Genomic DNA, 19,516 nt, shown 5'->3' on the forward strand with positions numbered 1-19,516 from the left:
CGGGCCTGCGGGACGGGGCCGGGCATTTTAGAGGTCTTGCGCCGCCGCCGTGGTGATGGCCCCAGAGCGGGCACGCCCATAGGGTAAGCTTGCCGCCCCCATGCCATCCACCCTGAGCACCCCCGTCCACAGCGAACTCATCATCAAGAAGAGCCGCTTCATCGGCTGCGTGCAGCCCATGGCGGACCGCGCCAGCGCCCAGGCGGTGGTGGACGCGCTGCGCCAGCAGCACCCGGGCGCGGCCCATGTCTGCTGGGCGCTGCTGGCCGGGGGGCAGTCGGCCGCGGTGGACGACGGCGAGCCCGGCGGCACGGCCGGCCGGCCCATGCTGGACGTGCTGCGCCACCAGGACCTGGAGGGGGTACTCGCCACCGTGGTGCGCTACTTCGGCGGCGTCAAGCTCGGCGCGGGCGGCCTGGTGCGCGCCTACACCGACACCGTGGCCCAGGCCCTGCTGCAGGCCGACAAGGTGGCGCTGCGGCGCATGCAGACGCTGTGCTGCAGCGTGCCCTATGCGCTCGAGGGCCTGCTGCGCCGCGAGATCGAGGCCGCCGGCGCCGAGCTGCTCGACGTGGCCCATGGCGCCCAGGTGCAGCTGCGACTGCGCCTGCCCGAGGCGGGCGCCGATGCCTTCATGGCGCGGCTGGGCGAGCTGTGCCACGGGCGCGTGGCCTGGCTCGACCCCCGATAGTCCAGCGCCGCCCCTCAAGTGCGCGCGGGCCGTGCCGATACCGGGTTGTTCCCCTTTCACGCACAAGCCATGGACATCACCCTCACCTCCGCCATCGTCAACACCGCTACTGCCATGTCCAACCAGGAGGCCGCGCAGGCCGTGCAGGTCTCCGTGCTCAAGAAGTCCATGAACGCGCAGGCGGCCGCCGTCAGCACGCTGCTCGAGGGCGTGCAGCCCCCGGCCGCCCCGGCGCTGGCCAGCAGCGGCACGCTGGGCACGCAGCTCAACACCTACGCCTGATCGGCCAGGGCACCCTCCAGGGCAACCTCAACGCAGGCGCGCGGGCGAGAGCGCCGCGGGCGTGACGCCCTCCTGCGCCAGCCGCACGTTGAGCGGCTCGCCCAACGCCAGATTGCGCGCCAGCAGCGCCGCGCCCGCCGCGCTCTGTATGCCATAGCCGCCCTGAGCGGCCAGCCAGAAGAAGCCGGGCACATGGTTGTCCCAGCCAATCACCAGGTCGCCATCGGCGACGAAGGAGCGCAGCCCGGCCCAGGTGTGCGTGGGCCGGCGGATCTCGAAGCGGCTCACCTCCTCGATGCGGTGAATGCCCAGCGCCACGTCCAGCTCCTCGGGCACCACGTCGTGTGGCGCCACGGGGTCGGCGTTGGCCGGTGAGCCCAGCAGCTGGCCCGCATCGGGCTTGAAGTAATAGTCCTCGGCAATGCCGATCACGGCCGGCCAGCGGGCCGCATCCATGCCCGCGGGCACCGCGAAGGTGAAGGCCGTGCGCCGGCGCGGCTCGAGCCCAATGGGCGGCACGCCGGCCAGGCCCGCCACCACATCGGCCCAGGCGCCCGCTGCGTTGACCACGGCGCCGGCGGTGAAGAGCGTGCCGTCGGCCAGCGTGATCTTCCAGCCGTCGGCCGCGCGCACGAGGCCCGTGACCTCGGCGCTCGTGCGGATCTCGCCGCCGCGCTGGCGCAGGCCGCGCAGAAAGCCCTGGTGCAGCGCATGCACGTCGATGTCGGCGGCGCCGGGCTCGCTCATGCCCGCGGCCACGGCCTCGGGGCGCAGGCAGGGCAGTAGCTGCAGCATCTCCTCCCGCGTCAGGCGGCGCACGTCGGGGTCCAGCGCCAGGGCCTCGCGGTAGGCGGCCTCCAGAAGGTCCAGCTGATGCGGGCCGGCCAGGTAGACCACGCCGCGCGGCGTGAGGATGGGGCCGCTTGCGAACTCGGGCGGCGGCGCGTCGTAGAGCGCGCGGCTCGCACGCGTGAGCGCCCGGATCTGGGGCGTGCCGTAGGTGGCCGAATACAGCGCCGCCGAGCGCCCGGTGGTGTGGTAGCCGGGCTGGGATTCGCGCTCGAGCAGCAGCACGCGGCGCTCCCCGGCCAGCTCCCAGCCCATGGAGGCGCCGGCAATGCCCGCGCCGATGATGACGAAGTCGTATCCATTCATGAGTGTTCCTTCAGGGCGCGGCCGCGTTGCACAAAGCGCTGGTATTCCTCGTCGGGCACGAACAGCCCGCCCGTGGTCCAGACCAGGTGCGTGGCCTGCGGCAGCTGCGCGGCCAGCCCCTGCGCGGCCAGCCAGGCGCGACCCGCATCCGTGCCCAGCAGCATGGCCGGGCCGGCAAAGCCCGCGGCGGCCGAGGGCTCGATGCGCTCGCCAGTCGCGTCCAGCACCCGCACCAGATGGCGAAACAGCTCGTCGTCAGGCACCGTGAGGCAGCCCGAGAGCAGCGGCGCCATCAGTTCGGCCGCGGGCTGCGAGGCGCGCGGTACGGCCAGGCCGTCCGCCTCGGTCTGGTTTGTGAGGCCCCAGTCGTACACCGAAGGGTGGGCACCCTGCCCCGCCAACATCTGCAGCATGAAGCAGGGCGACTGCACGGGCTCGGCAAAAAAGCAGTGCACATGCGGGCCCAGCACCTGGCGCAGGCCAAACGTGATGCCCGCGGGCGCGCCTCCCACGCCGCAGGGCAGGTAGACGAACAGCGGGTGCGCGGCGTCCACCGCGATGCCTGCCGCGTGCAGCTGGCGCTTCAAGTGCGGCGCGGCGGCGCTGTAGCCCAGCAGCAGCGACAGCGAGCGCTCGTCATCGACAAAATGGCTGTACGGGTCGGCGCCGGCCTGGGTGCGGCCCGCGGCCACGGCGGCCTCGTAGTCGCCCGCATGCTCCACCACCTGCACGCCGCGCTGGCGCAGGCGCTGCTTCTTCCATTCCTTGGCCTCGAGTGACATATGCACCACGGCGCGAAAACCCAGGGCCGAGGCGGCCACGCCTATGCTCAGCCCCAGGTTACCGGTGGAGCCCACGGCCACCGTGTGGCGCGCAAACAGCGCGCGCGCGGCCGGGCCGGCCAGGGCCTGGTAGTCCTCGGGGCCCGACGCCGGCGTGAGCAGGCCATGGCCCAGGGCCAGGGCCTCGGCATGCTCGAGCACCTCGTGGATGCCGCCGCGCGCCTTGACCGAACCGGCCACGGGCAGCAGATGGTCGGCCTTGATCCACAGCCGTCCCTGTTCTGCAACCAGGCCCAGGCCCAGGGCCGGCGCCAGCGTGGGCGCGGGCAGCAGCGGCGACTCGATTACGCCGCCCGCCTCATGCAGCTCGGGAAACAGGCGCGCGAGCAGCGGCGCAAAGCGCGCCATCCGCGCCGCGGCCGCCTGTATGTCGCCTGCACCAATCTGGCGGCCGGCGACGGCCAGGCCCTCGGGCGGCTGCGCCTTCCGCCCGGGGTTGAGCCACAGGCAGGGAACTGCCCGGCGCAGCAGCGCGGCCTGAGCATCATGTGTGGTGGCTTCGGTCATGGCTGGCTCGCTTTCAACCTAAAAACGGCAGTTGGACGCGCTTGTCAGTGCCGTGATCGGCGTGCCAGGCAAGGCGCGACGACGCAGCGGGCTCCTGCCCGCAAGGAGGAGCAACGCCGCATGGCGCGTCGAGCGCGGTGCTGGCGAGTGCGTAGCGTGTTCACCCCGCAGGTGAGCATCAGCGAAGCAGCCAAAGTCAATGTCCATGCGGCTCTCGTGAAGATGGCAAGCGGTCAACTGCCGTTTTTAGGTTCAAATCAATAGCTTGTCGCGCTTTATGGACAAGCCTTGGAGGCCAATCTCTTCAATGCCCCGCGGTCTTGGAAAAGAGCTGCATCACCAGCACGCCCCCAACAATCATGGCCATGCCCAACATGGCCGGCAGGTCCAGCTTCTGCCCGTACACAATCCAGCCCACGAGCGAGATCAGCACGATGCCCAGCCCCGACCACACGGCATTGACCACGCCCGTGGGCATGTGGTTCATGACCTTGGAGACCAGATAGAACGCCAGGCAGTAGCCGAGCACGGCCAGCGCCGCCGGCCCCACGCGCGTGAGGCCTTGGGAGGATTTGAGGGCCGAGGTGGCGACGACCTCGGCCACGATGGAGATGCCGAGCAGGATGTAGGGGTGCATGGGGAACCGGGTTGCCGCGGGCGACAGAAATATAAAAATGATAGCTGCTTGCGCTTGTTGGACGGGCGCAAAAGGCCAATTTGCCTCAAATATTCAGCCACCCACGCAGGTCAGACGCTGCTCGCCCAGGCCCGTGGCGCCCAGGCGCATCACGTCGCCCGCACGCAGAAAGCGCGGCGTGGGCTTCTGGCCCAGGCCCACGCCGGCAGGCGTGCCGGTGAGCACCAGGTCGCCGGGCTCGAGCGTCATGAACTGGCTGATGTAGGCCAGCACCGTGGGCAGATCGAAGATGAAGTTGCGCGTGTTGCCGTCCTGCATGCGCTGGCCGTTGACCTCCAGCCACAGGGCGATGGCGTGCGGGTCGGGCAGCTCGTCGGGCGTGACCAGCCATGGGCCCACGGGTGCGAAGCTGTCGCAGCCCTTGCCCTTGTCCCACTGGCCGCCGCGCTCCATCTGGTATCCGCGCTCGGATACATCGTTGGCCAGCACATAGCCGGCCACATGGGCCAGCGCGTCGGCCCGGGCCACCCGGCGCATGCGCGTGCCTATCACCACGCCCAGCTCCACCTCCCAGTCGGTCTTGAGCGCGCCGCTCGGGATGCGTACTTCATCCTCGGGCCCGCAGAGCGCGCTGGTGGCCTTCATGAACAGCACGGGCTCGGCCGGCGGCGGCAGGCCGGCCTCGGCCGCATGGTCGGCGTAGTTGAGGCCCACGCAGACGATCTTGCCTATGCCCGCCACGGGGCAGCCCAGGCGCGTGCCGGGGGCTATCGCCGGCAGGCGCGTGGCGTTGATGGCCGCCAGCGCGGAGAGCGTGCGCGGCGAGAGCTGCGCCGGGGTGATGTCGGGCAGCAGCATGGACAGGTCGCGCGGCACGCCCTGGGCGTCCACCATGCCCGCGCGCTCGGCGCCGGCCTGTCCGTGGCGTATGAGTTTCATGCAAGGTCTCCCTGTGGTTGGCTCAAGCCGGCCGAGTCTATAGGCGCAGGCACAATCGCTGCGGCTGATGCCCGCATCGCATTCGGCGATGGCCCGCCGCGCTGCACAGCCAAGGCCAAAGGCATACGATCATGCGCTTTGCCGCGCCCGCCATGACCACCGCCGCTGCCACCGCCGCCCCCACCGCCGAACGTCCGCGCCCGCACAGCCTGGCCGCACTGTTCTGGGCCTTCACCTGGCTCGCACTGCAGGGCTTTGGCGGCGTGATGGCCGTGGTGCAGCGCGAGCTCGTGGAACGCCGGCGCTGGATGACGAACGAGGAATTCGTGGAGGACTGGGCCGCGGCGCAGATCCTGCCCGGCCCCAACGTGGTGAATCTGTCCATCATGGTGGGCGACCGCTACTTTGGCGCGCGCGGCGCCCTGACGGCCCTGGCCGGCATGCTGCTGCTGCCCACGCTGCTCGTGGTCGGCCTGGCGGCCTTGTACGCCGCCTTTGCGGCCCAGCCCATGGTGGTGGGCGCGCTGCGCGGCATGGGCGCGGTGGCCGCGGGGCTGGTGGCCGGCACCGGCTGCAAGCTGGCGGCCGCGCTCGCCCGTCACCCGCTGGGCACCCTGCCCTGCGCGCTCATCGTCGCCGCCACCTTTGCCGCCATGAGCGTGCTGCGCCTGCCGCTGGCCTGGGTGCTGCCGGTGCTCGGCGGCCTGGCCTGCGCGCTCACCTGGCGCAAGCTGCCGGACGCGGCCTAGCTGTCGTTTCCCAAGAGGTTGTTCACCCGAGGTGAAGGAAGATGGCGGTTCTCACGCCAACCAGCTTTCTTCAGGACTCCCCGGATGAACATCCACAAGAATGCCTCATTGACGCCCAAAGGGCGAGCACACTTGATGCAAGAGATCGATCGCATTGGCCTGATGCCGGCGGCCGCGGCCGCCGGCATCAGCACGCACACGGCCCGCAAGTGGCTACGTCGCTACGCGGCCGAGGGCGCTGCCGGTCTGATCGATCGTAGCTCGCGGCCCCGGCGCAGCCCCCGACGCAGCCTGGCGAGCAAGCTCGAGCGTGCCGTGGCGCTGCGACGAATCCAGCGATTGACCTATGAGCGCATTGCCGAGCGCGTGGGCTTGTCGCGCAGCACGGTGGCGCGTGCCTGCAAGGCTGCCGGCGTTACCCATCTGCCTGCCCTGCAGCAGGCGGTGCCTGTGCGGCGCTACGAGCGCGCAGCGCCTGGTGAGCTGCTGCATCTGGACACCAAGAAACTCGCTCGTTTCGACAGACCGGGGCACCGCGTCACGGGTGACCGCACCCAGAACACGCCACATGCGGGCTGGCAAGCGCTGCATGTGGCCATCGACGATCACTCGCGTGTGGGCTTCAGCCTGGTGCTGGCCGATGAGACGGCCAAGAGTGCGTGCACCTTCGTGCTGGCGGCGCTGCGCTACTACAAGAGCCTGGGCGTGAAGATCGAGCAGGTGATGACGGACAACGGCTCGGCCTACAACTCGCGCCGCTTTGCCAAACTGCTGCGCCGCCTGGGCATCCGGCATATCCGCACCCGCCCGTACACGCCACGCACCAACGGCAAGGCTGAGCGCTTCATCCAGACTCTGCTGCGCGAATGGGCCTATGCGTTCGTCTATCCCAGCTCAGAGCTGCGCGCCCGTGAGTTGGCTCCTTGGATGTACCACTACAACTTCAACCGGCCACACTCTGCTACTTCCGGCAAACCGCCCATCACACGCCTCGGCTTCGATGGAAACAACGTGGTGAGAAACTACACCTAGCCATGGACGTGACCACAGGCATGGCCCCGGTGCTGACGATGCAGCCCCTGGACTGGCTGAATCTGTTCTTCTACTTTCTGTCGGTGTCGCTGCTGGCCGTGGGCGGGGCGCTCGCCACGGCGCCGGACATGCACCGCTTTCTCGTGCAGCAGCAGGGCTGGCTGAGCGACGCGCAGTTCAGCGCCTCCATCGTGCTGGCCCAGTCCGCGCCCGGGCCCAATGTGCTGTTCATCGCGCTGCTGGGCTGGAACCTGGGGCTGAACACCGGCAACGGCAGCTACCTGGCCTGGCCCGCGGGGGCACTGGGCGCGGCCCTGTGCATGCTGGGCATCATGCTGCCCAGCAGCCTGCTGACCTGGGCCGCCACGCGCTGGGCGCACCGCAACCGCGAGCGGCGCGGCGTGCGCGCCTTCCGCCAGGGTATGGCGCCCATCGTCATCGGCCTGATCCTGGCCACGGCCTGGGTGCTGGCAGGCGCCCAGGGCGAGGCGGCGCGCGACTGGCCGCTGTGGCTGCTCTCGGCCATCACCACGCTGCTGGTGTGGCGCACGCGCATACACCTGCTGTGGCTGCTCGGCGCGGGCGCGCTGCTAGGCGCGCTGGGCTGGGTCTGACGGCGCCCTGCCCTGGCCCGGGCGCCCCTCGGCCAGCAGCCCCTGCTCGACCATGGCGACCAGCCGCTCGGCCAGCGCCTGGTACTGGTCCTCGCCCAGGCCGCGCAGCGGGCCGTCGAGCACCAGCAGGGCCATGCCATGCACGGCCGACCATGCCATGAACTCGGCGCCCGGGCGCCGCTCGGGCGGCAGCAATCCGGCAGCGACCATACCGTCGAGGGTGTGGCACAGCAGCTCGAACGGGTCCATGCCGCTGTCCCCTCGCGCCGCGCGGTCATCGGGGGCGCGTTCGTGCACGGTGAACGGGCGCGCCGCGAACGCGGTGCGAAACAGGCCCGGCTCCCGCCGCGCAAAGCGCAGATAGCCCAGACCCACGCCGCAGAACGCCGCGCGCGCGCGCCGGCAAGGGTCGGGCAGCCGCCGGCTGGCGTCGATCTCGACCTCAATGGCGCGCGCCAGCTCCGACAGCGCAACGGCGCGCACCGCCTCCAGCAGCATCTGGTGGTTCTGAAAATGCCGGTAGGCCGCATTCGGCACCACGCCGGCGCGGCGCGTGGCCTCGCGCAGCACGATGGCCGCGGGCCCGCCCTCGCGCGCCTGCGCCACGGCAGCGTCCAGCAAGGCGCGCCGCAGGTCGCCATGCCGATAGGTGCGGCGCACGGGAACCGAGTTCTCGTCCGACATCTTTACAGGGTCTTACATCTGCACCCCACCATCCCATGGGCAAGGCGCGTATAAAAGTGTACACCGTCCACAAAGGAGTTTGGTCATGCAATCCGACAGTTACGTCGAGGGATTTCTGCTCGCGGTGCCCAACGCCAACAAGGAGGCATACCGCCAACTTGCCCTGGAGACCGCAGCGCTCTTCAAGGCGCATGGCGCCACCGAGGTCGTCGAGTGCTGGGGCGACGATGTGCCCGAGGGCAAGCTCACCTCCATGCCCATGGCCGTGCAGCGCCAGGAGGACGAGACCGTGGTGTTCTCCTGGATCATCTGGCCCTCGCGGCAGGCGCGTGACGCCGGCATGAAGGCCTTCATGGACGACCCGCGCTGCCCCAAGGAGATGCCGTTTGACGGCAAGCGCCTGATCTATGGCGGCTTTCGCGTGCTCGTGGCAGCGTAGCGCCCGCTGCCGCTCAACCTCAACAACCCCAAAGGAAATGCCATGAAGTACCAGGCCAGTTGCCACTGCGGAAACGTGGCGGTGGAGTTCGAAGGTGAGATCCAGGAAGTGGTGTCGTGCAACTGCTCGATTTGCAGCCGCAAGGGCTCGCTGTTGTGGTTTCTGCCGCTGGAGGCGCTCACCCGCCTGACGCCGGACGACGCGGCGGCGACCTACCAGTTCCACAAGCACCAGATACGCCATCGCTTCTGTCCGACCTGCGGCATTCACCCCTATGCCGAGGGTATCGATCCCAAGGGCAGAACGGTGGCGGCCATCAACGTGCGCTGCGTTCAGGGCCTGGACATCGACGGCCTCACCGTCAGGCACTTTGACGGGCGCGCGCTGTGACCCTTCTACCCCAACCACAAGCCCAGGAGACAAGCATGCAGCTCACCCCCTACCTCAACTTTGACGGCAACTGCGCCGAGGCCTTTGCCTTCTACGCCCAGGTGTTTGGCGGCACCATCGTGCACCAGAGCAGCTTTGGCGAGGCACCCGCCGACGCGGGCATGCCACCGCTGCCCGAAACGGCCAGAAGCCGCATCATGCATGTGCACCTTCAGTTCAACGGGCAGTCGCTCATGGGCTCGGACGCCCTTCCCGTCGCGCCCGGCCAGGACCCAGCGAGCTGCGGCGGCTACGAGCGACCCCAGGGCCTGTGGGTGTCGATCCAGGCGGCCGACGTGGCCGAGGGACGGCGCCTGTTCGACGCCCTGAGCCAGGGCGGGCAGATCGCGATGCCGTTTGCCGCCACCTTCTGGTCTCCCGGCTTTGGCATGGCGCGCGACCGTTTCGGCACGCCGTGGATGGTGAACGTGCAGCCCCAGGCCTGACGCCAGGCACCATTGAGGAGGCAATATGTCCGAGCGCACCGTCCATCTGCACCGCGTGCTGCGCTGCGCGCCGCACAAGCTCTACCGCGCCTTTCTCGAGGCCGACGCCCTGACCAAGTGGCTGCCGCCCCATGGCTTCACCTGCCGGGTGCAGCATCTGGAGGCGCGCGCCGGCGGCAGCTTTCACATGGCGTTTCACAACTTCGGCACGGGCCACGGTCACAGTTTTGGCGGCGAGTACCTGGAGCTCGTGCCGGACGCGCTGATCCGCTACACCGACCGGTTTGACGACCCTCAGCTGCCTGGCACGCTGGAGGTCACCGTGCGCCTCACGCCGGTGCTGTGCGGCACCGAGCTGCATATCACCCAGGCCGGCATACCGCAGGCCATACCGCTGGAGATGTGCTATCTGGGCTGGCAGGAGTCGCTCACCCAGCTCGCCGCGCTCGTGGAGCCCGAGATTCGCGGCTGACACCACACCCACCGCAAGGAGCAACACCATGGCCGGCGCCGCAAGAAACACCATCTGCCTGTGGTACGACGGCGAGGCCGAGCAGGCCGCGCGGTTCTACGCCCAGACCTTCCCCGACTCGTCCGTGGGCGCCATCCTGCGCGCGCCCGCCGACTATCCATCGGGCCGGCGGGGCGACGTGCTCACGGTGGAGTTCACCGTGCTCGGCATCCCCTGCGTCGGCCTCAATGGCGGGCCGGCATTCAGGCATTGCGAGGCGTTCTCGTTCCAGGTCAGCACCGCCGACCAGCAGGAGACCGACCGCTACTGGAACGCCATCGTCGGAAATGGTGGCAGCGAGAGCGAATGCGGCTGGTGCAGGGACCGCTGGGGCATCAGTTGGCAGATCACGCCGCGCATCCTGCTCGAAGGCGTGGCCGACCCGGACCCGGCCGTGGCCGGCCGCGTCTTCGCGGCCATGATGCAGATGCGCAAGATCGACATCGCCGCCATCGAAGCGGCGCGCCGCGGTTAGCGCGGCGCACCGTCCGGGCCCGAAGGCCGGGCCCACCATCCCCCTCAGGAGACATCCATGAAACCCAACCCGGTCGTCTGGTTCGAGATCTATGTCCAGGACATGGCGCGCGCGCAGCGCTTCTACGAGACGGTGTTCCAGTGCACGCTCACGCCACTGGCCACGCCAGATGGGCTGGACGGCGGCATGCAGATGCTGAGCTTTCCCGCCGACATGGGCGCCATGGGCGCCACCGGCACCCTGGTGCGCATGGATGGCATGCCCTCGGGCGGGGGCGGCACCCTGGTCTATTTCGCCTGTGCCGATTGCGCCGTGGAGCAAGGCCGCGTCGCGGCGGCCGGCGGTCAGGTGCTCAGGCCCAAGTTTTCCATCGCGCCACACGGCCACATCGCCCTCGTCGCGGACAGCGAGGGCAACTGCATTGGCCTGCACTCGATGGATTGAGGCAGGCATCCGGCGCGGCCCCTGCGGCGGGCGGCCCGCCCCGCCTCAGCCGCGCTGGCGCAGCGCCTCGTACAGGCAGAGGGCGCTGGCCACCGAGACGTTCAGGCTCTCGACCGCGCCCTGCATGGGAATGCGCACCAGCTCATCGCAGGTCTTGCGCGTGAGCTGGCGCATGCCCGGGCCCTCGGCGCCCAGCACCAGGGCCACGGGGCCCTTCAAGTCCACCTGGTAGAGCGTCTTGTCGGCGTCGCCGCTGGTGCCCACGACCCAGATGCCCCGCTCCTTGAGCTCGTTCAGGGTGCGCGCCAGGTTCGTGACCATGAAGTAGGGCACGGTCTCGGCCGCGCCGCTGGCCACCTTGGCCACGGTGGCGTTGACGCCCACCGCATGGTCCTTGGGCGCGATCACGGCGTGGGCGCCGGCGCCGTCCGCACAGCGCAGGCAGGCGCCCAGGTTGTGCGGGTCGGTCACGCCGTCGAGCACCAAGAGCAGCGGGTTCGCCACGCCGCCCTCCTCCAGCCGGTCGAGCAGCTCGTCGAGCGACTGCATCTGCGCGACGGCCTCCACGCGCGCGGCCACGCCCTGGTGGCCATGGCTGCCGGCCAGCTTGGCCAGGCGCAGGCCGTCGGCCTCGATCAGGCGCACGCCCGCCTCCTTGGCGCGCGCGAGGAACTGGCGCATGCGCGCGTCGCGGCGCGTGGCCTCGTAATACACCTCGATGATGGATTGCGGCGCCGTCTTCAGACGCACGCCCACGGCATGAAAGCCGAACAGGACTTTGGGGGAGGACATGCGGCGATTATCCGGTCTGGCCGCGCCGCGCAGGGCCATTGGCACGTTCACCTAAAATCCGCCGTTTACCCTGTTCGCCCTCTCCCCCTGCCCGCGGCCATGCGCCGCGGTGGCGCCGCACCGTGGCTTACCGGCCCGGCGGCCAGGGGGCTTCATACCCTGCTCGCCATGTTGTTCTCTCCCTTGCTGCGCTGGCTCCAGCGCACCAGTCTTGTCGCCCAGATCATGATCGGCCTGGTGGCCGGCGTCGCACTGGCTGTGCTGTTGCCTTCGGCCACGCCGTCCGTGGCCTTTCTGGGCAATCTGTTCATCGCGGCGCTCAAGGCCATTGCGCCGGTGCTGGTGTTCGTGCTGGTCATGGCCGCCATCAGCAACCACCGCCCCGGAGAGACCACCCATATGCGCCCCGTGCTCATGCTCTACGCCGTGGGCACGCTGGCCGCGGCCACGGTGGGGGTGACGGCGAGCATGCTGTTTCCCTCCACGCTGGTGCTGCAGACCCAGGCCCAGGGCACGACCCCCCCCGGCGCGGTGTCCGAGGTGCTGCTCAACGTGGTGCAAAGCATCACGGCCAACCCGGTGAAGTCGCTGCTGGAGGCCAACTACATCGGCATTCTGGCCTGGGCCATTGCGCTGGGCATCGCGCTGCGCCACGCCAGCGACGGCACGCGCACGGCGCTGCAGGACGGCGCCCAGGCCGTCACGCAGGTCATCCAGTGGGTGATCCGCTGCGCGCCGCTGGGCATCATGGGCCTGGTCGCCGCCACCTTTGCCGAGGCCGGCACCCAGGCGCTCTGGGGCTATGCCCGGCTGCTGACCGTGCTGCTGGGCTGCATGCTCTTCGTGGCGCTGGTGGTCAACCCGCTGATCGTCTTTCTCGTCCTCCGCCGCAACCCCTATCCGCTGGTCTTCACCTGCCTGCGCGAGAGCGGCGTGACGGCCTTCTTCACGCGCAGCTCGGCCGCCAACATCCCGATCAATCTGGCGCTGTGCAAACGACTGAACCTCAATGAGGAGACGTACAGCATCGCCATTCCACTGGGCGCGACCATCAACATGGCGGGCGCGGCCATCACCATCAGCGTGCTGTCGCTGGCGGCCGCGCATACGCTGGGCGTCCACGTGGACATGCCGACGGCGCTGCTGCTGTGCGTGGTGGCCTCGGTCTGCGCCTGCGGCGCCTCGGGCGTGGCCGGTGGCTCGCTGCTGCTGATTCCGCTGGCCTGCAGCCTGTTCGGCATAGGCAACGACGTGGCCATGCAGGTGGTCGGCGTGGGCTTCATCATCGGTGTGCTGCAGGACTCGACCGAGACCGCGCTGAACTCCTCCACCGACGTGCTGTTCACCGCCACGGCCTGCCTGGCCAAGGAACAGTCATAAATAATTTCATAGCTGCTCGCGCTTGATGGACAAGGGGTTCATGGTCAAAAAACCATGAACCCCTTGTTGCATGAGCGTTGGCAGCTATCGTTTTTACTTGATTCTCCCCGCCTCGATGGTGATGCGCCGGTCGCAGCGCGCGGCGATGGCGCGGTCGTGCGTCACCAGCACCAGGGTCGTGCCCTGCTCGCGGTTCAAGGCAAACATCAGCTCCATGATGGTCTCGCCGGTGGCAAAGTCCAGGCTGCCCGTGGGCTCGTCGGCCAGCAGCACGGCGGGCTCGACGACGAAGGCTCGGGCCAGCGCCACGCGCTGCTGCTCGCCGCCCGAGAGCAGCTTGGGGTAATGCCCGAGCCGCTGGCCGAGGCCCACGCGCTCGAGCATGTCGGCCGCGCGCCGGCGCGCGTCGCGGCTGCCCGCGAGCTCCAGCGGCAGCATGACGTTCTCCAGCGCCGTGAGGTTGCCCAGCAGCTGAAAGCTCTGAAACACAAAGCCGAGCCTGCGCGCACGCAGCGCCGCGCGCTCGTCCTCATCGAGCGCAAACAGGTCCTGTCCGGCCAGGCGCACAGTGCCGCGCGTGGGCGTGTCCAGCCCGGCAATGATGGACAGCAGCGTGCTCTTGCCCGAGCCGGAGGCGCCGACAATGGCCACCGTCTCCCGGGGCGCGAGCGTGAAGTCGATGTCGCGCAGAATCTCCAGCGTGCCCGTGGAGTCGGTGACGGATTTGCACACATGCTGCACGGCAATGATGGGCTCGGGCAGCGCAGACGCCGGCGTCTGGTCAAGGGCGGCGGCAAGGGTTTCGGACATGAAAGGTTCTCGGCAGTGAATTCAATGGCAAGGCGTGACTTTATCGTGGCAGGCGCGGCCTCCCTCGTTCTGGGCGCGGCGCGGGCACAGGCCGGCAGCGGGCGACCCGCCCGGCGGCCGGCCGTGATCCTGATCGTGGGCGACTCGCTCAGTGCCGAATATGGCCTGGCGCGCGGCAGCGGCTGGGTCAGGTTGCTGGAGCAGCGCCTCACACAGGAGAAGATCGACGCCACGGTGGTCAACGCCAGCGTCAGCGGCGACACCACGGCCGGTGGCCGAGCCAGGCTGGCGGCGCTGCTCAAGGCGCATCAGCCTACCACGGTGGTGATCGAGCTCGGCGGCAACGACGCGCTGCGCGGCCTGCCCCTGGCCAACACCCAGGACAACCTGAGCGCCATGACCGCCCAGGCCCAGGCCGCAGGAGCGCGCGTGCTGCTTGTGGGCATGCAGGTGCCGCCCAACTATGGCGCGGACTATGGACGGCGCTTTGCCGGCCTGTTCGAGACGGTGGCCAGGGAGCGCAAGGCCGCCCTGGTGCCGTTTCTGCTCCAGGGCGTGGCCGACGCGCCCAACCCCACGGCGCTGTTCCAGCCCGACCGCATCCACCCCAACGCCCAGGCCCAGCCGCGCATGCTGGACAACGTCTGGCCCGAGCTGCGCAAGCTGCTCAAGTAGGTCAAGCAGCTCAGGCGCCCTCGGCCTGCGGCGCCGGTGCGGGCCGCGCCACGGCCGCGCGATAGGCATGCCAACTGGCATGGCCCAGCAGCGGCCCGACGACGATCAGGCCCGCCCCCCAGGCCCACAGCGACAGGGCCACGAGCAGCGTGATCAGCGCCCCCCACAGCAGCATGACGCCGGGGTTCTCCAGCACCACGCGGATGCTGGTGATGCCGGCCGTCAGCGCATCGGTGTCGCGGTCAAGAATCATGGGGATGGACACCACCGTGGTGCAGAACACCAACACGGCAAACACCCCACCGACCAACGCGTAGACGAGCACGAACTGCCAGTTCTGCGGGTTGAACACGGCCTGTATGACGCCCGTGGTCGAGGGCATGCCGGTGTTGAAGAACACCGCAAACACGACCAGCGAGGCCCGGCCCCAGAGCAGCTCCAACACGATGAGCACCAGCACCAGCATGCCCATGCTGCCCATGTGACTGTCCCAGCAGGTGATGGACTGGCCGAGCTCGGGCGGCAGGCCCGCCTCGCGCCGGCGGCTGGTTTCGTACAGGCCCATGGCCAGAAACGGCCCCACGAGCAGGCAGCCGCTGGCCAGCGACATGGTGTATTCGGGCTGCGCCCTGAACACCCAGCCCAGCAGCAGCGCCATGGCCCAGAAGCACAGGCCGTAGAACAAGGCAATGCCGGGGGCGGCGCGCAGGTCCTGCACGCCGCGTGCAAGCCAGAGGAAAGGATCGCGCCAGCCCAGGGGGTTGAGCACCAGGGGTGCGGTGGCGGGCCGGGCGGATGCGGGAGCGGAGGTGTCGGACATGGCGCGGTCTCGTCGGCTCGGTGGTGGCGTTGCAGCCACCATAGCCACGGGTGCGCTTGTCGAACATCAAGGAAACTACCACCCCGCCCGCTCCACGGACGGGCGGTGAAGCCCGTCAGAGGCTGTGGGTGTTTCCCTCGTGCCCGAAAGGCGCGCCACAACGCACCCGATCGAGGCGAAAAACGCAGACATAGCCCGAGCTATGGCGAGTATTTGCAACGACGAGCGGGGGTGTTTTGGCGTGCAGGGCGGGCACAGGGGAAAAACGCACAGCCTCTTAGCGCGAAAAGGCCTGCGCCATGGCCTGGGCCAGGTCCTGGCGCAGGTCCTCGACGGCCTCCAGCCCCACGGCAAAACGCACCACCGTGCCGGGCCGTAGCTGAGGCGTGGCGCGCTGGCGCATGCTCGGCAGGTCGTAGGGCATGACCAGGCTCATGGGGCCGCCCCAGCTGTAGCCCAGGCGAAACAGGCGCAGGGCGTCGCAGAACGCATCGACCTCGTCCTGGCCGTGACGCGCGTCGATGACCACGCTGAACAGGCCCGCCGCCGCCCCCTGCGGGCCGCCGGCCTGGCCGCACAGCGCGCGCCAGTGCGCATGGCCCGGGCTGCCTGCCAGTGCCGGATGCAGCACCTGGGCCACGGGCGCCTGCGTGCCCATCCAGCTAGCGAGCTCGCGCGCGGCCGCATCGTGCGCCCGGTAGCGCAGCGCCAGGCTGGGCAGGGAGCGCAGCACCGCCTCGACATCGTTGGCGCCCACGCCCAGGCCCAGGCGCATGTGGGTGAGCTTGAGCCTGAGGTGCAGTGCCTCGTCGCGCGTGATGATGCTGCCCATGAGCACGTCGCCGCCGCCGCTCGGGTACTTGGTCAGCGCATGCACGCTGATGTCCACGCCCAGGCTGCCATCGCCGAGCAGGTCGAACGGCGCAAAGGCCAGGCCCGCGCCCCAGGTGTTGTCCAGCACCGTGGTCACGCCGCGTGCGCGGCAGATGCGCAGCTGCTCGGCAAGGTCGGGGAACTCCAGCGTCACCGAGCCCGGTGCCTCCAGCCACACGAGCCGCGTGGCGTCGCTGATGCGCGCGGCCAGGTCGGCCGGGTCCAGCGGGTCATAGACCTGGTGGCGTATGCCGTAGTGGCGCAGCTCCACCTCGGCCAGGGCCAGATTGGGGCCGTAGGCGTTGTCGGGAATCAGCACCTCGTCGCCCTGGCGCAGCAGCGACAGTGACACGGTGGCGATCGCCGCCAGGCCGCTGGGCGCGAGCAGGCATTGCACGCCCCCTTCCAGCGTGGCCAGGCGCTCCTCGAGCTGATAGGTGGTGGGCGTGCCATGCAGGCCGTAGGTGTAGCTGGTCTTGTCCTTCCACTCACGCGCGCGCACGGCAGCCACGTTGGGGAAGATGACGGTGGACGCCTTGTGCACGGCCGGCTGCGGCGCCTCGAAGCCCGCAGGCGGCGTGTATGCGTGGTGTATCAGTCGGGTGGCCAGATCGGCGGGGACGGTATCAGTCATGCGGCAATGGTAGCGGCCGCGCGCGCCGGGATGTCAGAAACCGCGGCCATCGCAGGCCGAGCAGGAAGACGGGCATGGGCATGGCGCTGATGTAACAATCCATGCCCCATGCCTATACCGATGCTGCACCGCTATCTGCCCTTTCTCGCCTGGCCGCGCCCGACCGGGGAACTGCTGAGAGGAGAGTTCTGGGCCGGCATGACGGTGGGCCTGATGCTCGTGCCCCAGGGCGTGGCCTATGCGGCACTGGCCGGCATGCCGCTGGTGACGGGCATCTACGCCTCTTTAGTCCCGGCGCTGGTCGCCGTGCTCTGGAGCTCCTCCACACGCCTGGGCGTGGGCCCCACGGCCCTCACCAGCCTGCTCATAGGCGCTTCGCTCACGGGCATGGCCGAGCCCGGCAGCGCGCAGTGGGTGGCGCTCGCGGCGTGGATGGCCTTGCTCTCGGGGTTGCTGCAGCTGCTGCTGGGCGTGGTGCGCTTTGGCTGGCTGCTCAATCTGGTCACATCACCCGTGCTCGGCGGCTTCACCCAGGCGGCGGCGCTGCTGATCTTCACCTCGCAGCTCCCTGCCCTGCTCGGCCTGCGCACCGGCTGGCATGCACTGGCCGTGAGCCCGTCGGTGCAGCATTTCGACCTGACGGCGCTGACCTTTGGCCTGGGCAGCTGGGCGTTTCTGGTGCTGGCCAAGCGCTGGCGCTCGGGCTTTCCGGCGGCCATCGTCCTGATCGCCGTGGCGGCCTTCATCAGCTGGGCCATGGACTATGCCGACGCCCATGGCGCGGTGATAGGCCACCTGCCCTCGGGGCTGCCCTCGCCCTATTGGCCGGGCTGGCTGTCCTGGGACGAGCTCGGCGGCCTGGTTATGCCGGTGCTGGTGGTGACCCTGGTGAGCTTTCTGGAGACGGCGTCCAGCGCCAAGGTCGAGCACCAGCAGGGCGGCACGCGCTGGAACGAGAACCAGGACCTGATCGCCCACGGCCTGGCCAAGATGAGCTCGGGCCTGTGCGGCAGCTTCGCCACCAGCGCCTCGTTCTCGCGCTCGGCCATCAACCTCTACGCGGGCGCCAGGACCGGCTGGGCGACGCTGTTTGCGCTGGTGCTCGTGCTGGCCACGCTGCTGTGGCTCACGCCCGCGCTCTACCACGTGCCGCAGTCGGTGCTCGCGGCGGTGGTGGTGGCCGCCGTCACCAACCTGATCAAGCCGCGCAGCATGCTGGCGTTGTGGCGCATCGCGCGCGTGGAGACGGTCATAGGCCTTGCCACCTTTGCGCTGACGCTGGCCACCGCCCCGCGCCTGTACTGGGGGGTGCTCGCGGGCATCGTGATGAATCTGAGCCATTTTCTCTACCAGCGGCTGCATCCGCGCATCATCGAGGTGGGCCTGCACCCGGACGGCAGCCTGCGCGATCGCCATCTGTGGCGCCTGCCCCCGCTGGCGCCCCAGGTGCTGGCGCTGCGCATGGACGCGGAACTGGACTTCGCCTCCGCCAACGCGCTGGAGCGGCGCGTCGCCGACGAGCTGGCAAGCCACCCCGAGACACGCCACCTGTGCCTGTTCGCCCAGCCCATCAACCGCATCGACGTGACAGGCGTGGAGGTGTTTCTGCGCCTGCGCGCCCTGCTGCAAAGCCATGGCGGCATGTTGCACGTGACCGGCATCAAGCTGCCCGTGCAACGCCGCCTGGAAGCCGCGGGTGCCCTGGCGCCAGGGCCCAACTTCACCACCTACCGCACCGATGCGGAAGCGGTTGCTGCGCTCGAAGACACATCACGCACACCATAAAATCTCGGGTGGATGCACCGCGGCCCAGGGAACCATGGGAAGAGTCCCGCCAGGCCGCTCAGGGCTGCTACACTGCCATCTTTATTTGTTTCATTTTGTGACTGATACCGCGCATCCTGCAACCGTCCGTCTGCGTGACCTGCGACTGGCCACCGCGCACGCGCTGGTAGCTCAATCCCTGGGTTCCGAGCAGCCCCTGCAAGAGCAGTCGCCGCTGGAATACCTGCAAGACCTCATCGACGGGCTCTGTGAGCTCTCGTTGAAGGACCCGCTGACAGGGCTTCCCAATCGTCGCCATATCGGGGCGGTGCTCGAGCGCGAGATCGATCGCGTGGCCCGATCCGGCGAGGCCGCATTGCTGCTGATACTGGATATCGACCATTTCAAGAAGGTCAACGACAGCCATGGTCATCTGGCCGGCGACGTCGTGCTCCAGTCGGTGGCGCGCACGCTCGAATCCTGCGTGCGCCCCATGGACACCGTGGCCCGTTTCGGCGGCGAAGAGTTCGCCATCGTGCTGCCGGCGTGCCAGTTCGGCTTCGGGCGCGCGGTGGCCGAACGGGTGCGCCACGCGGTCGAGTCCACGCCCGTGCGTGTCTCGCCCTCGCTGGCATTGAACGTCACGGTCAGCATAGGCGGGGCATTTGCTCTGCAATGGATACGCAGCACCACCTCGCTGTGGATAGACCGCGCCGATGCCGAGCTGTACAAGGCCAAGCTCGCCGGACGCAACCGTATCAGCATCGAAGATCAACCCGACAGCAGTGTCAGCGCAGAGGAGAAGAGTTTGCTGTTTGGCCCCCTGTACACGCCCTCGGGATGGGGCGACCTGCCCTCGCTCCTGGACCCATCCACCCGCAGCGCCATATGA

General features: G+C 69.2%; 24 protein-coding genes. 15 read left to right on the plus strand and 9 right to left on the minus strand.

Annotated elements, in window-relative coordinates; translation table 11 throughout:
* Positions 1–100 precede the first annotated feature (100 nt).
* The gene (locus ABUE11_RS09345) at positions 101–691 is read left to right on the plus strand and encodes a YigZ family protein (RefSeq protein ID WP_367065122.1); all 591 of its coding nucleotides are present in this window, start codon (positions 101–103) and stop codon (positions 689–691) included.
* Between the two features lie 69 nt (positions 692–760).
* Positions 761–973, plus strand: a complete 213-nt coding sequence (locus ABUE11_RS09350) for a YjfB family protein (RefSeq protein ID WP_367065123.1) — start codon at positions 761–763, stop codon at positions 971–973.
* Positions 974–1,000: 27 nt separating this feature from the next.
* On the opposite strand, the gene ABUE11_RS09355 is transcribed toward ABUE11_RS09350, so the two are convergent.
* From ABUE11_RS09355 to ABUE11_RS09370, 4 genes are all read right to left on the minus strand, one after another.
* Complete coding sequence (locus ABUE11_RS09355; protein ID WP_367065124.1) at positions 1,001–2,128, minus strand: FAD-dependent oxidoreductase; 1,128 nt, start codon at positions 2,126–2,128, stop codon at positions 1,001–1,003.
* A complete protein-coding gene (locus ABUE11_RS09360; protein ID WP_367065125.1) occupies positions 2,125–3,477 on the minus strand; it encodes a D-serine ammonia-lyase in 1,353 nt (450 codons plus the stop codon). Before ABUE11_RS09360 ends, ABUE11_RS09355 begins: the two co-directional genes overlap by 4 nt.
* A gap of 304 nt (positions 3,478–3,781) precedes the next feature.
* On the minus strand, positions 3,782–4,114 hold the full coding sequence (locus ABUE11_RS09365) for an SMR family transporter (RefSeq protein WP_367065126.1): 333 nt from the start codon (positions 4,112–4,114) through the stop codon (positions 3,782–3,784).
* A 93-nt stretch (positions 4,115–4,207) separates the two neighbouring features.
* Positions 4,208–5,053 (minus strand): fumarylacetoacetate hydrolase family protein, encoded by an 846-nt coding sequence (locus ABUE11_RS09370; RefSeq protein WP_367065127.1) that lies wholly within the window; start codon positions 5,051–5,053, stop codon positions 4,208–4,210.
* A 152-nt stretch (positions 5,054–5,205) separates the two neighbouring features.
* On the opposite strand from ABUE11_RS09370, the gene ABUE11_RS09375 reads away from it, so the two are divergent.
* From ABUE11_RS09375 to ABUE11_RS09385, 3 genes are all read left to right on the plus strand, one after another.
* On the plus strand, positions 5,206–5,802 hold the full coding sequence (locus tag ABUE11_RS09375; protein ID WP_367065128.1) for a chromate transporter: 597 nt from the start codon (positions 5,206–5,208) through the stop codon (positions 5,800–5,802).
* Between the two features lie 84 nt (positions 5,803–5,886).
* Complete coding sequence (locus tag ABUE11_RS09380) at positions 5,887–6,834, plus strand: IS481 family transposase (RefSeq protein WP_367065129.1); 948 nt, start codon at positions 5,887–5,889, stop codon at positions 6,832–6,834.
* Between the two features lie 20 nt (positions 6,835–6,854).
* On the plus strand, positions 6,855–7,448 hold the full coding sequence (locus ABUE11_RS09385; RefSeq protein WP_367068794.1) for a chromate transporter: 594 nt from the start codon (positions 6,855–6,857) through the stop codon (positions 7,446–7,448).
* Here ABUE11_RS09385 and ABUE11_RS09390 read toward each other — a convergent pair.
* Positions 7,425–8,132 carry a TetR/AcrR family transcriptional regulator gene (locus ABUE11_RS09390; protein ID WP_367065130.1) on the minus strand — a complete coding sequence of 236 codons (708 nt, stop codon included), beginning with the start codon at positions 8,130–8,132 and terminating at the stop codon, positions 7,425–7,427. The genes ABUE11_RS09385 and ABUE11_RS09390 overlap by 24 nt on opposite strands.
* Before the next feature lie 85 nt (positions 8,133–8,217).
* Between ABUE11_RS09390 and ABUE11_RS09395 the strand changes: the two genes are divergently transcribed.
* Genes ABUE11_RS09395 through ABUE11_RS09420 form a run of 6 tightly spaced genes read left to right on the plus strand, consistent with a single transcriptional unit; the run spans position 8,218 to position 10,876 of the window.
* The gene (locus ABUE11_RS09395) at positions 8,218–8,571 is read left to right on the plus strand and encodes a DUF1428 domain-containing protein (protein WP_367065131.1); all 354 of its coding nucleotides are present in this window, start codon (positions 8,218–8,220) and stop codon (positions 8,569–8,571) included.
* A 42-nt stretch (positions 8,572–8,613) separates the two neighbouring features.
* The gene (locus ABUE11_RS09400; RefSeq protein ID WP_367065132.1) at positions 8,614–8,961 is read left to right on the plus strand and encodes a GFA family protein; all 348 of its coding nucleotides are present in this window, start codon (positions 8,614–8,616) and stop codon (positions 8,959–8,961) included.
* 35 nt (positions 8,962–8,996) lie between these two features.
* Positions 8,997–9,446: a VOC family protein gene (locus ABUE11_RS09405; protein WP_367065133.1), complete on the plus strand. Its 450-nt coding sequence runs from the start codon at positions 8,997–8,999 to the stop codon at positions 9,444–9,446.
* 25 nt (positions 9,447–9,471) lie between these two features.
* Positions 9,472–9,918 (plus strand): SRPBCC family protein, encoded by a 447-nt coding sequence (locus ABUE11_RS09410; RefSeq protein ID WP_367065134.1) that lies wholly within the window; start codon positions 9,472–9,474, stop codon positions 9,916–9,918.
* Positions 9,919–9,946: 28 nt separating this feature from the next.
* Positions 9,947–10,432 (plus strand): VOC family protein, encoded by a 486-nt coding sequence (locus tag ABUE11_RS09415; protein ID WP_367065135.1) that lies wholly within the window; start codon positions 9,947–9,949, stop codon positions 10,430–10,432.
* 57 nt (positions 10,433–10,489) lie between these two features.
* Positions 10,490–10,876, plus strand: a complete 387-nt coding sequence (locus ABUE11_RS09420) for a VOC family protein (RefSeq protein WP_367065136.1) — start codon at positions 10,490–10,492, stop codon at positions 10,874–10,876.
* Positions 10,877–10,921: 45 nt separating this feature from the next.
* Here the strand turns inward: ABUE11_RS09420 and rlmB are convergent, their stop codons facing one another.
* Positions 10,922–11,668 carry a 23S rRNA (guanosine(2251)-2'-O)-methyltransferase RlmB gene (rlmB, locus tag ABUE11_RS09425; protein WP_367065137.1) on the minus strand — a complete coding sequence of 249 codons (747 nt, stop codon included), beginning with the start codon at positions 11,666–11,668 and terminating at the stop codon, positions 10,922–10,924.
* 168 nt (positions 11,669–11,836) lie between these two features.
* Here rlmB and sstT point away from each other — a divergent pair, with 168 nt between their 5' ends.
* Positions 11,837–13,048: a serine/threonine transporter SstT gene (gene sstT / locus ABUE11_RS09430; RefSeq protein ID WP_367065138.1), complete on the plus strand. Its 1,212-nt coding sequence runs from the start codon at positions 11,837–11,839 to the stop codon at positions 13,046–13,048.
* A gap of 93 nt (positions 13,049–13,141) precedes the next feature.
* On the opposite strand, the gene ABUE11_RS09435 is transcribed toward sstT, so the two are convergent.
* Positions 13,142–13,858: an ABC transporter ATP-binding protein gene (locus tag ABUE11_RS09435; RefSeq protein WP_367065139.1), complete on the minus strand. Its 717-nt coding sequence runs from the start codon at positions 13,856–13,858 to the stop codon at positions 13,142–13,144.
* 24 nt (positions 13,859–13,882) lie between these two features.
* Between ABUE11_RS09435 and ABUE11_RS09440 the strand changes: the two genes are divergently transcribed.
* Positions 13,883–14,533: an arylesterase gene (locus ABUE11_RS09440; RefSeq protein ID WP_367065140.1), complete on the plus strand. Its 651-nt coding sequence runs from the start codon at positions 13,883–13,885 to the stop codon at positions 14,531–14,533.
* A gap of 10 nt (positions 14,534–14,543) precedes the next feature.
* On the opposite strand, the gene ABUE11_RS09445 is transcribed toward ABUE11_RS09440, so the two are convergent.
* Both ABUE11_RS09445 and ABUE11_RS09450 read right to left on the minus strand, forming a co-directional pair.
* Positions 14,544–15,353 carry a DUF2189 domain-containing protein gene (locus ABUE11_RS09445; protein ID WP_367065141.1) on the minus strand — a complete coding sequence of 270 codons (810 nt, stop codon included), beginning with the start codon at positions 15,351–15,353 and terminating at the stop codon, positions 14,544–14,546.
* 277 nt (positions 15,354–15,630) lie between these two features.
* On the minus strand, positions 15,631–16,860 hold the full coding sequence (locus ABUE11_RS09450; RefSeq protein ID WP_367065142.1) for a PLP-dependent transferase: 1,230 nt from the start codon (positions 16,858–16,860) through the stop codon (positions 15,631–15,633).
* 108 nt (positions 16,861–16,968) lie between these two features.
* Between ABUE11_RS09450 and ABUE11_RS09455 the strand changes: the two genes are divergently transcribed.
* On the plus strand, positions 16,969–18,645 hold the full coding sequence (locus tag ABUE11_RS09455) for a SulP family inorganic anion transporter (protein ID WP_367065143.1): 1,677 nt from the start codon (positions 16,969–16,971) through the stop codon (positions 18,643–18,645).
* A gap of 97 nt (positions 18,646–18,742) precedes the next feature.
* Entirely contained in the window at positions 18,743–19,516 is a 774-nt protein-coding gene (locus ABUE11_RS09460; RefSeq protein WP_367065144.1) for a GGDEF domain-containing protein, read from the plus strand.

The organism is Oryzisolibacter sp. LB2S, from assembly GCF_040732315.1.
Lineage (GTDB): Bacteria > Pseudomonadota > Gammaproteobacteria > Burkholderiales > Burkholderiaceae_C > Alicycliphilus > Alicycliphilus soli.